General features: G+C 71.8%; 18 protein-coding genes and 1 riboswitch. Of the genes, 10 read left to right on the top strand and 8 right to left on the bottom strand.

Annotated elements, in window-relative coordinates; translation table 11 throughout:
• Positions 1–184 precede the first annotated feature (184 nt).
• On the bottom strand, positions 185–1,081 hold the full coding sequence (locus ACWD4B_RS27935; RefSeq protein ID WP_451423355.1) for an SIS domain-containing protein: 897 nt from the start codon (positions 1,079–1,081) through the stop codon (positions 185–187).
• 156 nt (positions 1,082–1,237) lie between these two features.
• On the opposite strand from ACWD4B_RS27935, the gene ACWD4B_RS27940 reads away from it, so the two are divergent.
• From ACWD4B_RS27940 to otsB, 3 genes are all read left to right on the top strand, one after another.
• On the top strand, positions 1,238–2,515 hold the full coding sequence (locus ACWD4B_RS27940; RefSeq protein ID WP_451423356.1) for an extracellular solute-binding protein: 1,278 nt from the start codon (positions 1,238–1,240) through the stop codon (positions 2,513–2,515).
• 19 nt (positions 2,516–2,534) lie between these two features.
• Entirely contained in the window at positions 2,535–2,771 is a 237-nt protein-coding gene (locus ACWD4B_RS27945) for a DUF3263 domain-containing protein (protein ID WP_336416044.1), read from the top strand.
• Positions 2,772–2,994: 223 nt separating this feature from the next.
• Positions 2,995–3,855, top strand: coding sequence for a trehalose-phosphatase (gene otsB / locus ACWD4B_RS27950; RefSeq protein ID WP_451423357.1), 861 nt, complete (start codon positions 2,995–2,997; stop codon positions 3,853–3,855).
• Positions 3,856–3,865: 10 nt separating this feature from the next.
• Here otsB and ACWD4B_RS27955 read toward each other — a convergent pair whose 3' ends face one another.
• From ACWD4B_RS27955 to ACWD4B_RS27965, 3 genes are all read right to left on the bottom strand, one after another.
• Positions 3,866–4,606, bottom strand: a complete 741-nt coding sequence (locus tag ACWD4B_RS27955; RefSeq protein WP_451423358.1) for a hypothetical protein — start codon at positions 4,604–4,606, stop codon at positions 3,866–3,868.
• A gap of 150 nt (positions 4,607–4,756) precedes the next feature.
• On the bottom strand, positions 4,757–6,247 hold the full coding sequence (locus ACWD4B_RS27960; protein WP_451423359.1) for an alpha,alpha-trehalose-phosphate synthase (UDP-forming): 1,491 nt from the start codon (positions 6,245–6,247) through the stop codon (positions 4,757–4,759).
• Between the two features lie 42 nt (positions 6,248–6,289).
• Complete coding sequence (locus tag ACWD4B_RS27965) at positions 6,290–7,264, bottom strand: glucosyl-3-phosphoglycerate synthase (RefSeq protein ID WP_451423360.1); 975 nt, start codon at positions 7,262–7,264, stop codon at positions 6,290–6,292.
• Positions 7,265–7,438: 174 nt separating this feature from the next.
• A riboswitch (SAM riboswitch) is annotated at positions 7,439–7,580 on the top strand.
• A 17-nt stretch (positions 7,581–7,597) separates the two neighbouring features.
• Here ACWD4B_RS27965 and thrC point away from each other — a divergent pair.
• The 4 genes from thrC (at position 7,598) to groL (ending at position 11,782) form a co-directional block, all read left to right on the top strand.
• Entirely contained in the window at positions 7,598–8,872 is a 1,275-nt protein-coding gene (gene thrC, locus ACWD4B_RS27970; protein ID WP_451423361.1) for a threonine synthase, read from the top strand.
• A gap of 43 nt (positions 8,873–8,915) precedes the next feature.
• Positions 8,916–9,191, top strand: coding sequence for a MoaD/ThiS family protein (locus ACWD4B_RS27975; protein WP_451423362.1), 276 nt, complete (start codon positions 8,916–8,918; stop codon positions 9,189–9,191).
• A 411-nt stretch (positions 9,192–9,602) separates the two neighbouring features.
• On the top strand, positions 9,603–9,806 hold the full coding sequence (locus ACWD4B_RS27980; RefSeq protein ID WP_004954158.1) for a cold-shock protein: 204 nt from the start codon (positions 9,603–9,605) through the stop codon (positions 9,804–9,806).
• A gap of 353 nt (positions 9,807–10,159) precedes the next feature.
• Positions 10,160–11,782: a chaperonin GroEL gene (gene groL / locus ACWD4B_RS27985; protein WP_171079049.1), complete on the top strand. Its 1,623-nt coding sequence runs from the start codon at positions 10,160–10,162 to the stop codon at positions 11,780–11,782.
• A gap of 98 nt (positions 11,783–11,880) precedes the next feature.
• Here the strand turns inward: groL and ACWD4B_RS27990 are convergent, their stop codons facing one another.
• The 3 genes from ACWD4B_RS27990 to ACWD4B_RS28000 are packed head-to-tail and all read right to left on the bottom strand — an operon-like array spanning position 11,881 to position 15,211.
• Positions 11,881–13,320, bottom strand: a complete 1,440-nt coding sequence (locus ACWD4B_RS27990) for a PTS transporter subunit EIIC (protein WP_451423363.1) — start codon at positions 13,318–13,320, stop codon at positions 11,881–11,883.
• 1 nt (position 13,321) lies between these two features.
• Complete coding sequence (murQ, locus tag ACWD4B_RS27995; RefSeq protein WP_451423364.1) at positions 13,322–14,257, bottom strand: N-acetylmuramic acid 6-phosphate etherase; 936 nt, start codon at positions 14,255–14,257, stop codon at positions 13,322–13,324.
• 48 nt (positions 14,258–14,305) lie between these two features.
• A complete protein-coding gene (locus ACWD4B_RS28000; protein ID WP_451423365.1) occupies positions 14,306–15,211 on the bottom strand; it encodes a MurR/RpiR family transcriptional regulator in 906 nt (301 codons plus the stop codon).
• A 66-nt stretch (positions 15,212–15,277) separates the two neighbouring features.
• Between ACWD4B_RS28000 and ACWD4B_RS28005 the strand changes: the two genes are divergently transcribed.
• Together ACWD4B_RS28005 and ACWD4B_RS28010 are read left to right on the top strand one after the other, a co-directional pair.
• A complete protein-coding gene (locus ACWD4B_RS28005; RefSeq protein WP_451423366.1) occupies positions 15,278–15,646 on the top strand; it encodes a hypothetical protein in 369 nt (122 codons plus the stop codon).
• Positions 15,646–15,912 carry a DUF4031 domain-containing protein gene (locus ACWD4B_RS28010; protein WP_451423367.1) on the top strand — a complete coding sequence of 89 codons (267 nt, stop codon included), beginning with the start codon at positions 15,646–15,648 and terminating at the stop codon, positions 15,910–15,912. Before ACWD4B_RS28005 ends, ACWD4B_RS28010 begins: the two co-directional genes overlap by 1 nt.
• Here ACWD4B_RS28010 and ACWD4B_RS28015 read toward each other — a convergent pair.
• Complete coding sequence (locus tag ACWD4B_RS28015) at positions 15,902–16,537, bottom strand: HD domain-containing protein (protein ID WP_451423368.1); 636 nt, start codon at positions 16,535–16,537, stop codon at positions 15,902–15,904. The genes ACWD4B_RS28010 and ACWD4B_RS28015 overlap by 11 nt on opposite strands.
• A gap of 68 nt (positions 16,538–16,605) precedes the next feature.
• Between ACWD4B_RS28015 and ACWD4B_RS28020 the strand changes: the two genes are divergently transcribed.
• Positions 16,606–17,304: a copper homeostasis protein CutC gene (locus ACWD4B_RS28020; RefSeq protein ID WP_451423369.1), complete on the top strand. Its 699-nt coding sequence runs from the start codon at positions 16,606–16,608 to the stop codon at positions 17,302–17,304.
• Positions 17,305–17,321 lie beyond the last annotated feature (17 nt).

The raw sequence follows: 17,321 nt of genomic DNA on the forward strand, positions 1-17,321 counted from the left end.
TCCCTTCTCCGCGGCGCGCTGCGCCCCCCCCCCCCGGGGGTCCGGGGCGAAGCCCCGGGGACGTCGGCTGCGGGCGCGTCGTGGTTGCTCGCGCAGTTCCCCGCGCCCCTTACGGGGCGCTCGGCTGCGGGCGCGTCGTGGCCGAGCCCACCCGGTGCCGGTAACGGGCGGGTGGGCGGGCAGATCACGGCGTCAGGATCACGCTCCGCGTCAGGTTCCGCGGCGCGTCCGGCGACAGCCCGCGCCGTTCCGCCACCGCGACAGCGAGCCGGTGGACGCGGACCAGGTCCGCCATCGGGTCACCGCCCCCGGCGGTGACCAGCGTGGCCCCGGTCGCCGCGACGTCCTCCGCCAGACCGGCCGGCAACGGCCCGAACGCCCACACCACCCGCCCCGGCCGGGCGACGGCGATCGGTCCGTGGCGGTACTCCATCGCCGGGTACGCCTCCGTCCACGCCCCCGCCGCCTCCCGCATCTTCAGCGCCGCCTCCTGCGCCAGGCCGTACGTCCAGCCCGCCCCCAGGAACGTCCACTGCTCCGCCTCCAGGGCCGCCGCGGGCAACGCCGCGGCCACCGCCGCCTCCGCGTCGGCCGCGGCGGCGGTCATGTCCTCCCCGAGGCCCGCGCGCAGATACGCCAGGGCCGTCGTCGCGAAGCGGGTCTGGACGACGGACTGCTCGTCCGCCCAGTCCAGGACCACGACCTCGTCCGCGGCGTCGCGCACCGGCGTCGCCGCGTCCGCCGTGATCGCCACCGTGGGTATCCGGCCGCGTACCGCGTCCAGTACGCGCAGCACTTCCGTCGTCGTCCCGGAACGGGTGATTGCGACAATGCGGTCGTACCGTCGCCCGGCCGGGAACTCCGACGACGCGAACGCATCCGTCTCGCCCTGTCCGGAGGACTCCCGCAGGGCCGCGTACGCCTGTGCCATGAACCACGAAGTGCCGCAGCCGGTCACGGCGATCCGTTCGCCGGACTCCGGCGGGAAAGCGGTGTGCACCGCGGCCCTGCGCCAGCAGTCCGGCTGTGTCGCCAGCTCAACGGCCGTACGGGAGGCGGGAGTAGAAGAGGACGGCTTCATGTGCTGCTCCTCCTTGCGGGGTGTGATCAGGGTGCGATCTTCGCGGAAGGGCGATACCGAAGCGAGACCCCGTCGAACTAGACCGTAAGGTGGCGCGCGGGAGAGACTCGCGGTCTCCATCGAACACACACCTCCACACAAAGGTGGGAAGCAGTAGTGCAGCGGCGGCGGTTCTTGGGTCTGACGGCGGCAGGTGCCGCCACTGCGGCGTTGGCGCCGACGCTGACGGCGTGCGGAAGTTCGACACCCGGTGGGGACAAACACCTCAAGCTCGTCGCAGCGGACTACGGCGACAAAAAGGACAACAGCTCCAAGAAGTACTGGGATTCCCTCGCTCGCGACTACGAGTCGAAGAACAAGGGCATCAAGATCGACGTCGAGGTCTACAGCTGGACCGAGGTCGACAAGAAGGTCGCCGACATGGTCGCGGCCGGCAAGGCGCCCGACATCGCGCAGATCGGCGCCTACGCCGACTTCGCCGCGGCGGGCAAGCTCTACCCGGCCGACCAGCTGCTCTCCATACCCACGCAGGCGGACTTCATCTCCTCGATCTCCGCCGCGGGCGAGGTGCACCGGGTGCAGTACGGCCTGCCGTTCGTCGCCAGTAGCCGCCTGCTCTTCTTCAACAAGAAGCTCTTCGCCAAGGCCGGCGTCACCAAGGCCCCCGAGAGCTGGGACGAGCTGCAGGCCACCGCGATGAAGCTCAAGGCCGCGGGCGTGAAGATCCCCTACGGTCTGCCCCTCGGCCCCGAGGAGGCCCCGGCCGAGACCATGATGTGGATGCTCGCGGGCGGCGGCGGTTACACCGACAAGAACGGTTCCTACACGATCGACTCCGCCGAGAACGTCAAGGCCTTCGAGTGGCTGCGCGACGAGCTCGTCGGCAAGGACCTCGTCGGTCCCAACGACCCCGGGCGCACCAACCGGCAGGACGTCTTCGATGCCTTCGGGGCCGGCGACGTCGGCATGCTCAACGGCCACCCCACGCTGATCCAGCAGGCCAAGGCCAAGGGCCTCGACTTCGACATGACGCCGCTGCCGGGCGTCAAGGGCAAGGCCCGCTCCACCATGGGCGTCGCCGACTGGATGATGGCGTTCAAGCAGAACAACAACCGTGACCGCATCGGCCCGTTCCTCGACTTCGTCTACTCGCGCGACAACGTGCTGTCCTTCACCGGCCAGTACAACCTGCTGCCGGTGACCACCGCCGCGTCCAACGCGATGCACGAGGACCGTGCGCACGGCGAGCTCTGGCCGTTCCTGGAGCAGCTCCAGGACGCCTCGTTCTACCCCGCCGACAAGGTCTCCTGGGCCAAGGTGAGCGTGGCGATCAAGGAGAAGATCGGCGCGGTCGTCCGCAAGGGCGGCGACCCGGCCTCGGTCCTGTCCGAGATCCAGCGTCTGGCGGACGCCACGGAGAACGCGGACGGCTAGGGCGGCTAGGTTGGAGACCGTGGACGAAGCGCAGGGGCTCTCCGAGCAGGACCGGGCCGTGCTCGCCATCGAGCGGGCCGCCTGGGCCGGCCCGGGCGCCAAGGAGCGCGCCGTGCGGGAGCGGCTGGGGATCACCCCGGCCCGCTACTACCAGCTGGTCAACGCCCTCATCGACGATCCGCGGGCGCTCGCGCACGACCCGGTGACCGTCAACCGGCTGCGGCGGCTGCGGGACGCCCGGCGCGAGCGGCGCTGAACCGCGCGTTAGGGGGTGTCCGATGGGTCAGCGCGAGCCCTGCGGCGCCTGGCACGGCACCTCGCCGCGTTGTCGCATCACCCAAGGACGCCCAGTCCGAGGGCGATGCTCCGCCTTGCGATGCACCGCACCAGACGCCGCAGGGCCCGCGCTGACCCATCGGACACCCCCTAGGCGCGGTAACCGCCCTCCCCGGAGGCGGGCGCACCGGTAGGGTCGCCGTATGGGCAGCCATCCCTTCCCGGATCCTGTGACGTCCGCCGGCCGTGACGGCCTGGCCGCACTGCTGGCACGGCCCGAACGGGCGGTCGTCGCGCTCGACTTCGACGGCACGCTCGCACCGATCGTGCCGGACCCCGAACGGGCCCGCGCCCACCCCGGAGCCGTGCCGGCCCTCGCCCGGCTCGCCCCGCACCTGGGCTCGGTCGCCGTGATCACCGGGCGCCCGGCCGGGGTCGCCGTCCGCTACGGCGGCTTCGCCGGCGTCCCCGGCCTGGACCACCTCGTCGTCCTCGGCCACTACGGCGCCGAGCGCTGGGACGCCGTGACCGGCACCGTGCACGCCCCCGCCCCGCACCCCGGCGTCGCGGCCGTCCAGGCCGAGCTGCCCGGAGTGCTCGACCGGTCCGGCGCCTGGCGGGGCACCTGGATCGAGACGGCGCACATCGAGAACAAGGGCGGCCGCGCCGTCGCCGTCCACACCCGCCGCGCCCCCGACCCCCAGGCCGCCTTCGAGGCGCTGCGCGCCCCGCTCGCCGAACTGGCCGAGCGGCACGGCCTGATCGTCGAACCGGGCCGCCTGGTGCTGGAACTCCGCCCGCCCGGCGTGGACAAGGGCGTCGCCCTCGCCGACTACGTCCGCGAGACGGGCGCCGGGTCCGTGCTCTACGCCGGCGACGACCTCGGTGACCTCGCCGCCTTCGGGGCCGTCGAGAAGCTGCGGGCGGAAGGGGTGCCGGGGACGCTGGTGTGCAGCGGGAGCAGCGAGGTGGCGGAACTCGCCGGGCGCGCCGACCTGGTGGTCGACGGGCCCGGCGGGGTGGTGGAGCTGCTGGACGCGCTTGCGGACCGGCTGGGGTCCTGACCCCTGCTGTCTACTCGCCGCCGTCCGCGTCCTTGGTCTCCTTCGCGCCCTTCGCGGGCGACTTGCCGTCGTCCTTGATGCCGAGGGTGTTCAGCGCCGTCGTCCAGTCGTGCGCTATGGCCTGCTGGGCCTTGGCCAGGTCCGTCTTGCCCGAGCAGATCGCGGTCTTGAGCTTGGTCTCGACCACGTCCTTGGGGTTGTTCGGGCCCGCGCCGTCCTTGTGCCCCGGGGACGGCGGCTCGACCCACAGGTTGCGCGGGTCGTTGGGGTCGCCGCCGAGCTGGAGGCTGATGAGGTGGTCGTACTCGGCGTCGCGCGGCGAGCCCTTGTAGCCGTACGACTCGGCGTTGGCCGTCTTCTCCTTGCCGGTGACGCCCACCGGGGGCCGGATCGTCGCGGTATAACCGCTCTTGCAGATCGTCTCCTTGAGCGTGGCCTGGGTGACCTTGGGATTGGTCGCGCCCGGCGTGCACTTGGGGTCCGGGAGCGGCTGCTTGTCGGCGGTGTACTGGTAGTGGCAGGTGCCGGGGGCGGGCTGCTTCTGGACGGTGTACGAGGTCTGGGGACCGGCGCCGGCCGGAATGGCGGCCGTCCCTCCGGGGGCGGAGGAGCCGGCGGATTCCGCCGGGGCGGAGGGCGAACCCTTGGCGTCGGAGGACTTCTTGGAGTCGGAGGACGAACAGCCGGTTGCCGTGAGGACCAGGGCTGCGGTGGCCGCGGCAAGTGCGGCCCAGCGTGGGGCGATTGACATGAGTGCATGTCTACCCTGGCCCCTGCGGGGGGCACACGGGGGGTTGCGGTGCGCCGGTGCGCCTCCGGCGCGGGGGAGGGCGCGCGGTTCTCCGGGTGCGGGTTCGCTGTGGTTTCTCGCGCAGTTCCCCGCGCCCCTTCGGGGCACGGGTCAACTCTCCTGCAACGCCCTCAACTGGTCCATGAACCACCGCGCCGGCGGCAACGCCGTCGCCGCCGCCGCGAGTCGCTTGGTGCGCTCCACGCGCTCACCCGCATCCATCAGCAGGGCCTCGTGCAGGGCCTGCGCCGTCGCCTCCACGTCGTACGGGTTCACCAGCAGCGCCTCGTCGCCCAGCTCGGCCGCCGCGCCCGCCTCACGGGAGAGGACCAGTGCGCAGCCGTGCTCGGAGACCACCGGGACCTCCTTCGCGACCAGGTTCATGCCGTCGCGGATGGGGTTCACCAGGGCCACGTCCGCCAGCCGGTACGCGGCCAGCGACCGGGCGAAGTCGTCCTTCACATGGAGGGCCACCGGCTGCCAGTCCTCCTTCCCGAAGGCCGAGTTGATCTCGCGCGCGACGCGCTCGACCTCGGCCGTGTAGTCGCGGTAGACCGCCAGGTCCTGGCGGGAGGGGTAGGCGAAGGCGATGTGGACCACCCGGCCGCGCCACTGCGGGCGCTCCTCCAGCAGGCGGCGGTAGGCGCGCAGGCCGCGGACGATGTTCTTGGACAGCTCCGTGCGGTCGACGCGCACGATCGTCCTGCGGCCGGGGCCGATCTGCTCGCGCAGGGCCGCCATCCGCTCCTCGACGTCCGGGCGGTGCGCGCGCTCGCGCAGGAAGTCCGCGTCCGCACCCAGGCCGTGCACCCCCAGCCGGGTCGTACGGCCCTCGAAGCGCACCGCCGTGGCCAGGCCCTCCGCCGACCTGTGCACCTCCGCGCCGAGCACGGCCGCGCAGCACGCGGCGAAGGCCTCGGCCCAGCGGGCGGTGAGGAAGCCGGCGCGGTCGCCGCCGAGGATGCCGCGCAGGACCTGCTCGGCCACGTCGTCCGGCAGCAGCCGGTAGTAGTCCGGCGGGGCCCACGGCGTGTGCGAGAAGTGGCCGATGCGCAGGTCGGGGCGCCGGTCGCGGAGCATCCCGGGGACCAGGGTCAGGTGGTAGTCCTGGACGAGCACGCAGGCACCGTCCGCCGCCTCCTCGGCGAGGGCGTCGGCGAAGGCCGCGTTGTAGGCCTCGTAGGCCGCCCACTGGTACCGGAACTCCAGGTCGAAGACGGGCTCCAGCGGCGTCTGGTAGAGCAGGTGGTGGACGAACCACAGCACCGAGTTGGCCACGCCGTTGTACGCGGCGGCGAAGGTGCCCGGCGGGATGTCCAGCATCCGTACCTGCTGGCCGCCGGTGTCGTCCGGGGCGAGTCTTCGGCCCGCCCGGCGCACCGCCTCGCGGTCACCCTCGCCGAGCGCCGCACACACCCAGACGGCCCCGCCGCCGCCGTCCCCCTGCTGCCCGATCGCGCTCAGGCCCGAGACGAGGCCGCCGCCGCCCCGGCCCGCGGCCAGCGAGCCGTCCGCCTGCAGCGCATAGGAGACCGGGCCGCGGTTGGAGGCGACCACGATCTGCGCGGGCGGCATGTGCAAGTGCATGTGCTCAGCGACCATGACCGCAGCCTTGCCGTCCGGCGAACCGCTCAAACGTACGCCCTACGCGGCCCGCCGCCGTACGTACTCCGGTATCTCCGCCATCGGCGGCCGCTCCTCCGTGTCCACCGGGTACGTCCTGGGGACGAAGCCGTCCGCGGTGCGTTCGAACTGGGTGAGCGCGGGCCGCACCAGGTGGCCGCGGGCCAGCCGCAGCTGGGCGGTGCGGTAGATCGCGGCGGCCATCCGGCCCAGGGCCTGCTCGTCCTGGTGGCGGTGCTTGCGTACGCCCACGTCCACCTGGGCCAGCGCGTCCAGGCCCACGGTGTGCAGCGCGTCCACCAGCAGGCCCAGCTCCACGCCGTAGCCGACGGGGAACGGCAGCCGCTCCAGCAGCGAGCGGCGCGCCGCGTACTCGCCGCCCAGCGGCTGGACGACCCCGGCCAGTTGCGGCCAGTGCAGGTTCAGCAGCGGGCGGGCCACCAGCTCGGTCACCCGGCCGCCGCGGGCCGGGGTCCTGCCGGAGGCGGGCGAATCAAACTCGTCGCCGAGGGGGCGGTCGTACATCGCCTTGACGAACTGCACGTCCGGGTCGGTCAGCAGCGGGCCCACGATCCCGGACACGAACGAGGCGGAGAAGTCCCGCAGGTCCGCGTCCACGAAGCAGACCACGTCCCCGCTCGTGACGAGCAGCGACCGCCACAGCACCTCGCCCTTGCCGGGCAGCGCGGGCAGCCGCGGCAGCACCGTGTCGCGGTGCACCACCCGGGCCCCGGCCGCGGCCGCCACCTCGCCGGTGCGGTCCGTGGAGCCCGAGTCGAGCACCACCAGCTCGTCGACCAGGGGCACTGCCTCCGTCATCAGCTCCGCACGGATCGCGGCGACGATGGCGCCGACCGTCGCCTCCTCGTTCAGCGCCGGCAGCACCACGCTGACCGTGGTCCCGGTCTCGCGTTTGGCGGCGAGCAGCTGGTCGAGCGGACGGTCTGCTGCGGTCCAGGAGCGGTGGTCCAGCCAGCGCTCCACCTCTTCCAGCACGTGTACGACTCCTTGTGTGTCCGGTGCGTTGTGCGTGAGATGTGATGCATCTCGCGGTTCGGACGGCCCTCTCACGGCCCCGCCCCTTCCGTTACAGTCTTGAACAACGCGGACGGCCGTCGCATGTCGGGGTCGCCACGCGCACAAATGCCTGGGCCATGCCCAGCGCCATACCGCTCATCCAGAGGGGCAGAGGGACACGGCCCGTTGAAGCCCCGGCAACCCTCCAGCCGGTCTCCGTCGCAGACGCGAGGCTCCCGGCGGGGAAGGTGCCAATTCCGTCTCGTGGCGAGGTTCGCCGCGGGGAAGATGAGGAGAAAGGGCCTCGCCTCCATGGCTGTGCAAGCCGTTGAAAGTGCTACCACCCGTCCGGTGTTCGGTCCCGCCGTCGCACTGTCCTGCCGCGAGTGCGGCGAGCGCGTCCCGCTCGGTCCCGTCTTCGCCTGTGCCGCGTGCTTCGGCCCGCTCGAAGTCGCCTACGACCTCCCGGCCGGCGACCCCGAGGCGCTGCGCCGGCGGATCGAGGCCGGTCCGCCGAGCATCTGGCGCTACGCCCCGCTGCTTCCCGTACCCGCGGACGTGGCGGACAGGCCGAACCTCAACCCGGGCTTCACTCAACTCGTCCAGGCCGACAACCTCGCACGCGAACTGGGCGTGACCGGCGGGCTGTACGTCAAGGACGACTCCGGCAACCCGACGCACTCCTTCAAGGACCGCGTCGTCGCGATCGCCGTCGAGGCGGCGCGGGCGTTCGGCTTCACGACGCTCTCGTGCTCGTCGACCGGCAACCTGGCCGGCGCGGTGGGCGCCGCGGCGGCCCGCGCGGGCTTCCGCTCCTGCGTGTTCATCCCGCACGACCTGGAGGCCGGCAAGGTCGTCATGGCCGCGGTCTACGGCGGCGACCTCGTCGGCATCGAGGGCACCTACGACGACGTGAACCGCTTCTGCTCCGAGCTGATCGGCGACCCGATCGGCGAGGGCTGGGGCTTCGTCAACGTCAACCTGCGCCCGTACTACGGGGAGGGCTCGAAGACCCTCGCGTACGAGATCTGCGAGCAGTTGGGGTGGCGGGTACCGGACCAGATCGTGGTGCCGGTCGCCTCCGGCTCGCAGCTGACGAAGATCGACAAGGGGCTGAAGGAGCTCATCGCCCTGGGCCTCGTCGAGGACCGGCCCTACCGGATCTTCGGCGCGCAGGCGGCCGGGTGCTCACCGGTCTCGCAGGCCTTCAAGGGCGGCCACGACGTGGTGCGGCCGGTGAAGCCGGACACGATCGCGAAGTCGCTCGCGATCGGGAACCCGGCGGACGGGCCGTACGTGCTGGACATCGCCCGGCGGACGGGCGGGGCGGTCGAGGACGTGACGGACGAGGAAGTGGTCGACGCGATCCGGCTGTTGGCGCGGACGGAGGGGATCTTCGCGGAGACGGCGGGCGGGGTGACGGTGGGGGTGACCCGGAAGCTGATCGAGAACGGTCAGCTGGATCCCGACCTCACCACGGTCGTCCTCAACACGGGAGACGGGCTCAAGACGCTGGACGCCGTGGCGGCCGGTCCGACGGCGACGATCCGGCCCAGCCTGGACGCGTTCCGCGCTGCGGGCCTCTGACAGCGCCCCGCCCACCCGATCACCCCGAACCGAAGGGATTCCCATGTCCGTCACCGTCCGCATCCCCACCATCCTGCGCACCTACACCTCCGGCCGGTCCGAGGTCGAAGCGAGCGGTGCCACCCTCGCCGAGGTCGTTGCCGACCTCAACGCGAGGCATCCCGGCATCGCCGCCCGCGTGCTCGACGACAGCGGCCGGCTGCGCCGGTTCGTCAACGTCTATGTCAACGACGACGACGTCCGCTTCGAGCAGGGGCTCGAAACGCCCACCCCGGACGGCTCCGCCGTCTCCGTGATTCCCGCCGTTGCGGGGGGCTGACCTTTACACAGGGTTGCTGCACAATGCCCCGGAATCGCTCCGCCCGTAAAACGGACGGGGCGATTCCGTCTGTTGAAGCGCGATAGAGTTGAGGCGTTCCCCCTCCGGTGTCACTGCCGAACGCATATGAGAACCCGTCAAGTTGTGCGCGAAACGCGTGCACGAATTGTCGGGTTGGTTGGGTTTTGCCCGGCCCGGCTTGCCCGATAATCCCCGCGATTCAGCGGTTATTTCCGATCGGCCACGCCCGGAATTCTCGTCCGAGTGACCTGTTGCAGACGGCATCCGTGCAGATACATTCAGCCGCGGTCGACGCGTTCCGGCGCACACCCCCACCTGTCAGGGGGTGAGGTCTGACCCGGGCCCGCGAAGTGCGGTCCTGTGCAAGGGCCAGTAATAGGGGAGTTAGGCATGGCTCAGGGCACCGTCAAGTGGTTCAACGCGGAGAAGGGGTACGGCTTCATCGCGGTCGACGGTGGTGCGGATGTATTCGTCCACTACAGCGCGATCCAGATGGACGGTTACCGCACCCTCGAGGAGGGTCAGCGGGTCGAGTTCGAGATCTCGCAGGGCCAGAAGGGTCCGCAGGCGGACATGGTCAAGGTGACGGCCTGACGGTCGCGCGTCGGTCACCCGGCTCAATCGGCTTGCCGAGGGGCCCGCACTCTCCGGAGTGCGGGCCCCTCGTGCATGCGCGCTCGTGCGTGTGGGTAGCGGTCATACACGCTTGCGCCCTCCCGTCACCCGACCACCACCCCTCACTGACACCCCTTCGGGGCGACCTTGCACTCTCGGGGGTCGAGTGCTAATCATTGGGCTAGCACTCTCCGGGTGAGAGTGACAGATTTGGACCGTCGGTGAGGTCCGCGGGCCAAGCGGGGCAAGGAACCGTGAGGCACGCAGACCGTCCGTCGCGGGCGCCTGCACGGTCCGGAGCAATCCACCCCGTCCTGGGAGGACCACTTCACATGGCCAAGATCATCGCGTTCGACGAGGAGGCACGGCGCGGTCTCGAGCGCGGGATGAACCAGCTCGCCGACGCCGTCAAGGTCACCCTCGGCCCCAAGGGCCGCAACGTCGTCCTCGAGAAGAAGTGGGGCGCCCCCACGATCACCAACGATGGTGTCTCCATCGCCAAGGAGATCGAGCTCGAGGACCCGTACGAGAAGATCGGCGCCGAGCTGGTCAAGGAGGTCGCGAAGAAGACGGACGACGTCGCCGGTGACGGCACGACGACCGCGACCGTCCTCGCCCAGGCGCTGGTCCGCGAGGGCCTGCGCAACGTGGCCGCCGGTGCCAACCCGATGGCCCTGAAGCGCGGCATCGAGAAGGCCGTCGAGGCCGTCTCCGGTGCGCTGCTCGACCAGGCCAAGGAGGTGGAGACCAAGGAGCAGATCGCCTCCACCGCCTCCATCTCGGCCGCCGACACCCAGATCGGCGAGCTCATCGCCGAGGCCATGGACAAGGTCGGCAAGGAAGGCGTCATCACCGTCGAGGAGTCGCAGACCTTCGGTCTGGAGCTCGAGCTCACCGAGGGCATGCGCTTCGACAAGGGCTACATCTCGGCGTACTTCGCCACCGACATGGAGCGTATGGAGGCCTCCCTCGAGGACCCGTACATCCTGATCGTCAACTCGAAGATCTCCTCGGTCAAGGACCTGCTCCCGCTGCTGGAGAAGGTCATGCAGTCGGGCAAGCCGCTGCTGATCATCGCCGAGGACGTCGAGGGCGAGGCCCTGTCGACCCTGGTGGTCAACAAGATCCGCGGCACCTTCAAGTCCGTCGCCGTCAAGGCCCCGGGCTTCGGCGACCGCCGCAAGGCCATGCTCGGCGACATCGCCATCCTCACCGGTGGCACGGTCATCTCCGAGGAGGTCGGCCTCAAGCTGGAGAACGCCGGTCTCGACCTGCTCGGCCGCGCCCGCAAGGTCGTCATCACCAAGGACGAGACGACCATCGTCGACGGTGCCGGTGACAGCGACCAGGTCCAGGGCCGCGTCAACCAGATCCGCGCCGAGATCGAGAACAGCGACTCCGACTACGACCGCGAGAAGCTGCAGGAGCGCCTGGCGAAGCTGGCCGGCGGCGTGGCCGTCATCAAGGCCGGTGCCGCCACCGAGGTGGAGCTCAAGGAGCGCAAGCACCGCATCGAGGACGCCGTCCGCAACGCGAAGGCCGCCGTCGAGGAGGGCATCGTCGCCGGTGGTGGCGTGGCCCTGCTGCAGGCCTCCTCGGTCTTCGAGAAGCTGGACCTGGAGGGCGACGAGGCCACCGGTGCCAACGCCGTCAAGCTGGCCCTGGAGGCCCCGCTGAAGCAGATCGCCGTCAACGGTGGTCTCGAGGGCGGCGTCGTCGTGGAGAAGGTCCGCAACCTGGCCGTCGGCCACGGCCTGAACGCCGCGACCGGCGAGTACGTGGACATGATCGCCGAGGGCATCATCGACCCGGCCAAGGTCACCCGCTCCGCGCTGCAGAACGCCGCCTCCATCGCGGCGCTGTTCCTCACCACCGAGGCCGTCATCGCCGACAAGCCGGAGAAGGCCGCTGCGGCTGCTCCGGGCGGCATGCCCGGCGGTGACATGGACTTCTGAGCTGAATCCTCCTGACGCGCCCCTCGCAGTGCTCGGCCGTAGCCGGCCTCACACGCTTCGGGACGCTGCACCGGACTCCGTCCGGTGACCGGGAGCAGCTACAGTCCAGCCGAAGGCGGTACCCCCTGCCCAGGGGGTACCGCCTTCGGGCTTTCCGGCCGAGGCGGAGCCGCAGGCGACCACGCGTTCAGTTCCGCCAACGCCTCCCGGCTCAGCCCGAAGACGTACGTGGCCGCGAAGCCCGTCACGTAGCCGACCAGCAGCCCCGCCCCGTAGACCGCCACCGCCTCGGCCGGGCCGTGGCTGCCCTTCAGCAGGGGGAACAGGGCCCAGCCGGACGGGCCGATGGCCGTTGCGCCGACCGTGCTGCCCAACTGGCCGAGCAGGCCCACGAATCCGCCGCCGAACGCGCCGCCCACGCAGGCCGTGACGAACGGGCGGCCCAGGGGCAGCGACACCCCGTAGATCAGCGGCTCCCCGATGCCCACGAGCCCCGCAGGCAGCGCCGACCTGATGGTGCTGCGCACATGGCCGTTGCGGGGCAGCCGGACGTAGAGCGCGAGCGCCGCCCCGACCTGGCCCGCGCCCGCCATGGCGAGGAGGGGCAGCAGGACCGTCGAGCCCTGCTCGGCGATCAGCGTGGTGTGCACCGGGATCAGTGCCTGGTGCAGGCCCAGCATCACCAGCGGCAGGAACAGCCCGCCCAGCACGAAGCCGGCCGCGGCGCCGCCGTCCGCCAGCAGTACGTGCGTGAACCGGCCGATCGCGGCGGAGACTTCACCGGCCGCGTACATCAGCCCGTAGAGCGTCACCAGCCCGGGCAGCAGGACCGTGAGCGCCGGGGTGAGCAGCACGTCCAGCGCCGAGGGCAGCACCCTGCGGCACGCCTTCTCCACCTGCACCGCCAGCAGCGCCGCGCCCAGGGCGCCCAGGACCCCGCCCTGGCCCGGTGCGAGCGTCAGGCCGAAGGCGTGCACGTGCGTCACGCCCGGGTGGACGACGACGGCCGCCACCGCCCCGCCCAGCACGGGGGTGCCGCCGAACTCCCGTGCCGTGCCGTGCCCGACGAAGACCGCGATCAGCGCCATGAACCCGCCCGCGACGGCCGACAGGGCCGGTACGAGCGTGGGCAGCCGGTGCAGGTCGGCCAGCACCCCGGCCAGGCCGGCGACCAGGCCGCAGCCGATGAGGGCGGGGACGAGGGGGATGAAGATCTGGCCGATGCGGCGCAGGAAGGTCTTGAACGGCGTGGCGTTGCGGGCCTGTTGGGCCGCCTTGAGGGCGGCCCCGCGGGTGGCGAGGGGGTCCAGCAGTCGTTCCAGTTCCGCGGTCACCCGGGTCACGGTGCCCGGGCCCAGGACGACCTGGAGTGCGTCGGCGTCCTCGACGACGCCCAACACGCCGGGCAGGGCGCGCAGTTCACCGTCGCGCACCGAGGTCCGGTCGTGCAGCTCGACCCGCAGACGGGTCATGCAGGCGGCGACGGAACGGATGTTGCCGGGCCCGCCGAGAAGAGGGAGGAGATCGGTGGCGTCCATGTCAGGCCCGGGCCGCGTCCAGGGCCGCGCGCAGATGGCCGTCCGACTCCTGCAGCAGCCGGGCGGCCGTGGGGCCGTCGACGCCGCCGAGGAGGACGAGGATCGCGTTCTTCACCTCGCCGTCCGTCGCGTGCAGGGCCTGTTCGATCTCCGCGTCCGCAGCGCCCGTGGCGAGTGCGACGATGCGGCGCGAGCGGGCGTGCAGCTTCTCGTTGGAGGCGCGGACGTCGACCATCAGGTTTCCGTAGGTCTTGCCGAGGCGGATCATGGTGATCGTCGAGAGCATGTTGAGGACGAGCTTCTGTGCCGTGCCGGCCTTCAACCGGGTGGAGCCGGTGAGCAGTTCGGGCCCGACGACGACCTCGATCGGATGCTCGGCGGCGGCGCCCAGTGCGGAACGGGCGTTGCAGGAGAGCCCGATGGTGAGCGCGCCGGCCGCACGGGCGTGGGCGACGGCGCCGACCGCGTAGGGCGTGCGGCCGGAGGCGGAGATCCCGACGACGGTGTCGCCGGCGCCGATGCCGAGCCGGTCCAGATCGTCCGCCGCCAGTTCCGCACTGTCCTCCGCTCCTTCGACGGCCGTCACCAGGGCGTCCGTTCCGCCCGCAATGAGACCGACGACCTGTCCCGGACCGGTGTTGAAGGTGGGCGGGCACTCGCTGGCGTCCAGCACCCCGAGCCGGCCCGCCGTGCCGGCGCCGGCGTAGACGAGCCGTCCGCCGCGGGCCATCCGGGCGGCGGTCGCGTCGATGGCGGCGGCGATCTCCGGGAGCCGTTCGGCGACGGCGGCCGCGACGCCGGCGTCCTCGGCGTTCATGATCTTCGCGATGGCGTCGGTCGGCAGCCGGTCGATCTCTGCGAGATCGGGGCGGAACGCCTCGGTCGTGAGCGAGGCCAGCTGGGCGCGCAGGGCGGCGGAAGCGGCGGGCGACGTCATGATGAGGAGGCTCTTTTCCTGGGGGGTTCCTGGAAGGGGTTCCGATGGTCAGCGGGGGACGGTCCGGGGGGAGTGGCGGTGGGCCAGGGCCTCGTACGAGGCGGACAGGGCCGGCGCCGCGGTGTCGTACGTGCGCTGGGCGACGCCGATGAACAGGCAGTCCACCACGAGGAGCTGGCTGGTGCGGCTCGACATGGCCGCGGGGCGCAGCTCGCTCTCCCGTGCGGAGGACGTGGTGAGCACGTGATCGGCGTACTGGGCGATCTCGCCCTGCGGGCGGCCGGTGACGGCGACGGTGGTGGCGCCGTTCTCGAAGGCGACCCGCAGGGGCTCGATGACGTCGGTGGTCCGTCCGGAGTGGGTGATCGCGACGGCGACGTCGCCGGAGCGCAGCTGCACGGCATTGGTGACGGCCAGATGGGGATCCGCCGGGGCATGCGCGATGAGCCCGATGCGCAGCAGCTTCTGCACCAGGTCCTGGCCGACGAGGTTGGAGGCGCCTATCCCGTACACGTCGATGCGGCGGGCGGCGGCGAGGGCGGCCACCGCGGACTCCAGCTGGGCGGTGTCCAGACCGGCCGCGGTGTCGGCCAGGCAGCGGGTCTCCTCCTGGGCGAGCTTGGCGACGACGCTCGCCATCGAGTCGTCCACCGCGATGTCGGCGGTGACGGCCGGGGCGCGGCCCGCGGCCTGATCGGCGGCCAGGGCGGCGAGGGCGAGCCGCAGGTCGCGGTAGCCGGGATAGCCGAGCAGCCGGGCGGTGCGCACGACGGTGGCCTCGCTGGTGCCGGTGCGCTCGGCCAGGCCGGTGACGGTGAGGGCGGCGGCCCCCGCGGGATCGGCGGCCAGCACTTCGGCGACACGCTGCATGGAACGGGTCATGGAAGGGACCAGAGTCCGGACCTTGGCCGCGAGAGCACCGGGCAAAGGTGTGCGCGGGGCAGTTTGTTTCACCTTCCTGTCCACTTTTTGAAAGCTATTTTCGGGTCGGCGCGCAGTCAACCCTCCCGCTCCCGGACAATGGCACTCATGGAGCTCGAACAGGCACTGCACACGGCGCGGGCGCTCGTCCTCGCGGACCTGGCGGCGGGGGACGTGGCCGAGGCGGACGTCGTCTCGATCGTGGAGGACGCGGTGGCGCAGCGCCGCTGGTGGGTCGAGCAGTGGCCGGAGGGCGCGGAGTTCCTGCCCGGGCTCGTGGCGCAGGACGTCCAGGACGCACTCCTGGACCGCTATGGCCGCTGGCCGCTGTGCCCGGTGTGCACGGAGTCGGGCGACCTGCACGCGCTGGAGGTCGAGCCGGAGCTGGGCCCGGACCCGCACTGGGCCTGCACCAAGCAGGCGGTGCTCGTAGCGCCCGTGGGCTCGCTGAGCTCGGTACGGCGCTAGTGCTGTACATCGACCCGCCCAACTGGCCGGGCCACGGCCGGATGTGGTCCCACCTGGTGAGCGACGAGAGTTTCGCCGAACTCCACGCCTTCGCGGCACGCCTGGGGATGCCGCCGAGGGCGTTCGACGGCGACCACTACGACGTGCCGGAGGGCACGTACCCGGAGGCGGTGCGGCTGGGTGCGATCGAGGTGAGCAGCAAGGAACTGGTGAGCAGGATGACGGGAGCGGGCCTGAGACGCCGCAAACGCCCGCTCACAGGGTGAGCAGGTCGAGCTCCCCGCGGAGATTGTGCCGGGCGGTCCGCTCCCACCGCTCGTGCCCGAGCGGGGTGCGGAAGAGCACGGGAAGATCCAACAGCCCCCGCAGCACGGCGGCACGCCCTCCACGAAAAACCGGATCCGGCACGAAGCCGTACTCCTGCCGGACCTCGGCCGCGTAGGCGGCGTACGCGGCGGGCGGCCCGCCGAGGACGGCCAGGTCGGCATCGCACAGCACCTCGCCGTTGCGGTCGCCGGGGGCGGGATCGTGCGTGACGGTGAGCCGCACGAGACGCGCCACTTCGGCCGTACGGCCATCGTCGATGCCCAACTCGGCCAGCGCCCGCTCGGCAAGATGAGCGCTGCGCTCCTCGTTCTCTGACCGGTCGGGCCGGTAGACGGCGTCGTGGAACCAGGCGGCGAGCCGGACGGTGTCGATGTCGTCGGCGTACTCGGCAAGATCATCAAGATGCTGCAGAACCGCAGCGAGATGCGAGACCGTGTGATAGCGCCGCTGAGGTTCGCTCCACCGCACGAGGAGATCGTCGACGTAGGGCCCGGGGTCGGTCCCGCCCCCACCCCGAACACGATCAACGGTCTGCACCCATCGCTCACGCAGCTCGACGCTCATGGGCCAATTGTGAGCCACGCGGGAGGCCTGCTTCCGGCGCGTGCTCCGGATGTGGCAGGCTTGGCTACATGTCTAGACCAATTCTTGAGGTGATCGCGCTCGACGCCGAGGACGCGGTGGCGGCGCAGGCCGGCGGGGCGGACCGCCTCGAACTGGTCACCGACATGGCCGCGGACGGCCTGACCCCGACCCCGGCCACGTTCGCGGCCGTGCGGGCCGCGGTGGACATCCCGGTGAGGGTGATGCTCCGCGCGTCGGACAGCTTCTCGGCCGGCGGCGCAGGGGCACTGGAGGCACTCTGCGCGGACGCGCGGGCGCTGCGCGCCGAGGGGGCGGAGGAGTTCGTCCTCGGCTTCCTGACGGACGACGGCCGGGCCGACCTGGCGGCGGTGGCCGCCCTGGTGGACGCGATCGGCCCGAAGGCCCGGTGGACGTTCCACCGGGCGGTGGACCGCGCGGCGGACCGCGACGCGGTGCGCAAGCAGCTGGCCGACCAGCCGGGGCTGGACACGTACTTGACCGCCGGGTCGGCGTCCGGCGTGGACGACGGCCTGACGACGCTCGTGGCGGAGGCGGCCCGCGGAAACGACCCGGGGTACGAACCGCAGATCATGGCCGGGGGCGGCCTCAAGCTGAAGCACGTGCCCGTGCTGAGGGCGGCGGGGATTGCCGCCTTCCACATCGGCAGCGCGGCCCGCCCCGCCGGGTGGGCTTCGCCGGTGGACGCGGGGGCGGTGCGCGTGTGGCGCGAGGCCGTCTCCGGCTGACCGCCGGTGGGTGGTTG

The sequence above is a fragment of the Streptomyces sp. NPDC002536 genome (assembly GCF_053594995.1).

Coding starts and splice junctions, on each gene's coding strand:
- ACWD4B_RS27960 (WP_451423359.1), bottom strand. CDS start 6,247: ATGGTCGCTGAGCACATGCACTTGCACATGCCGCCCGCGCAGATCGTG.
- ACWD4B_RS28015 (WP_451423368.1), bottom strand. CDS start 16,537: ATGAGCGTCGAGCTGCGTGAGCGATGGGTGCAGACCGTTGATCGTGTT.
- thrC (WP_451423361.1), top strand. CDS start 7,598: ATGGCTGTGCAAGCCGTTGAAAGTGCTACCACCCGTCCGGTGTTCGGT.
- murQ (WP_451423364.1), bottom strand. CDS start 14,257: ATGACGTCGCCCGCCGCTTCCGCCGCCCTGCGCGCCCAGCTGGCCTCG.
- ACWD4B_RS27980 (WP_004954158.1), top strand. CDS start 9,603: ATGGCTCAGGGCACCGTCAAGTGGTTCAACGCGGAGAAGGGGTACGGC.
- ACWD4B_RS27935 (WP_451423355.1), bottom strand. CDS start 1,081: ATGAAGCCGTCCTCTTCTACTCCCGCCTCCCGTACGGCCGTTGAGCTG.
- ACWD4B_RS28005 (WP_451423366.1), top strand. CDS start 15,278: ATGGCACTCATGGAGCTCGAACAGGCACTGCACACGGCGCGGGCGCTC.
- ACWD4B_RS28020 (WP_451423369.1), top strand. CDS start 16,606: ATGTCTAGACCAATTCTTGAGGTGATCGCGCTCGACGCCGAGGACGCG.
- otsB (WP_451423357.1), top strand. CDS start 2,995: ATGGGCAGCCATCCCTTCCCGGATCCTGTGACGTCCGCCGGCCGTGAC.
- ACWD4B_RS27975 (WP_451423362.1), top strand. CDS start 8,916: ATGTCCGTCACCGTCCGCATCCCCACCATCCTGCGCACCTACACCTCC.
- groL (WP_171079049.1), top strand. CDS start 10,160: ATGGCCAAGATCATCGCGTTCGACGAGGAGGCACGGCGCGGTCTCGAG.
- ACWD4B_RS27990 (WP_451423363.1), bottom strand. CDS start 13,320: ATGGACGCCACCGATCTCCTCCCTCTTCTCGGCGGGCCCGGCAACATC.
- ACWD4B_RS27955 (WP_451423358.1), bottom strand. CDS start 4,606: ATGTCAATCGCCCCACGCTGGGCCGCACTTGCCGCGGCCACCGCAGCC.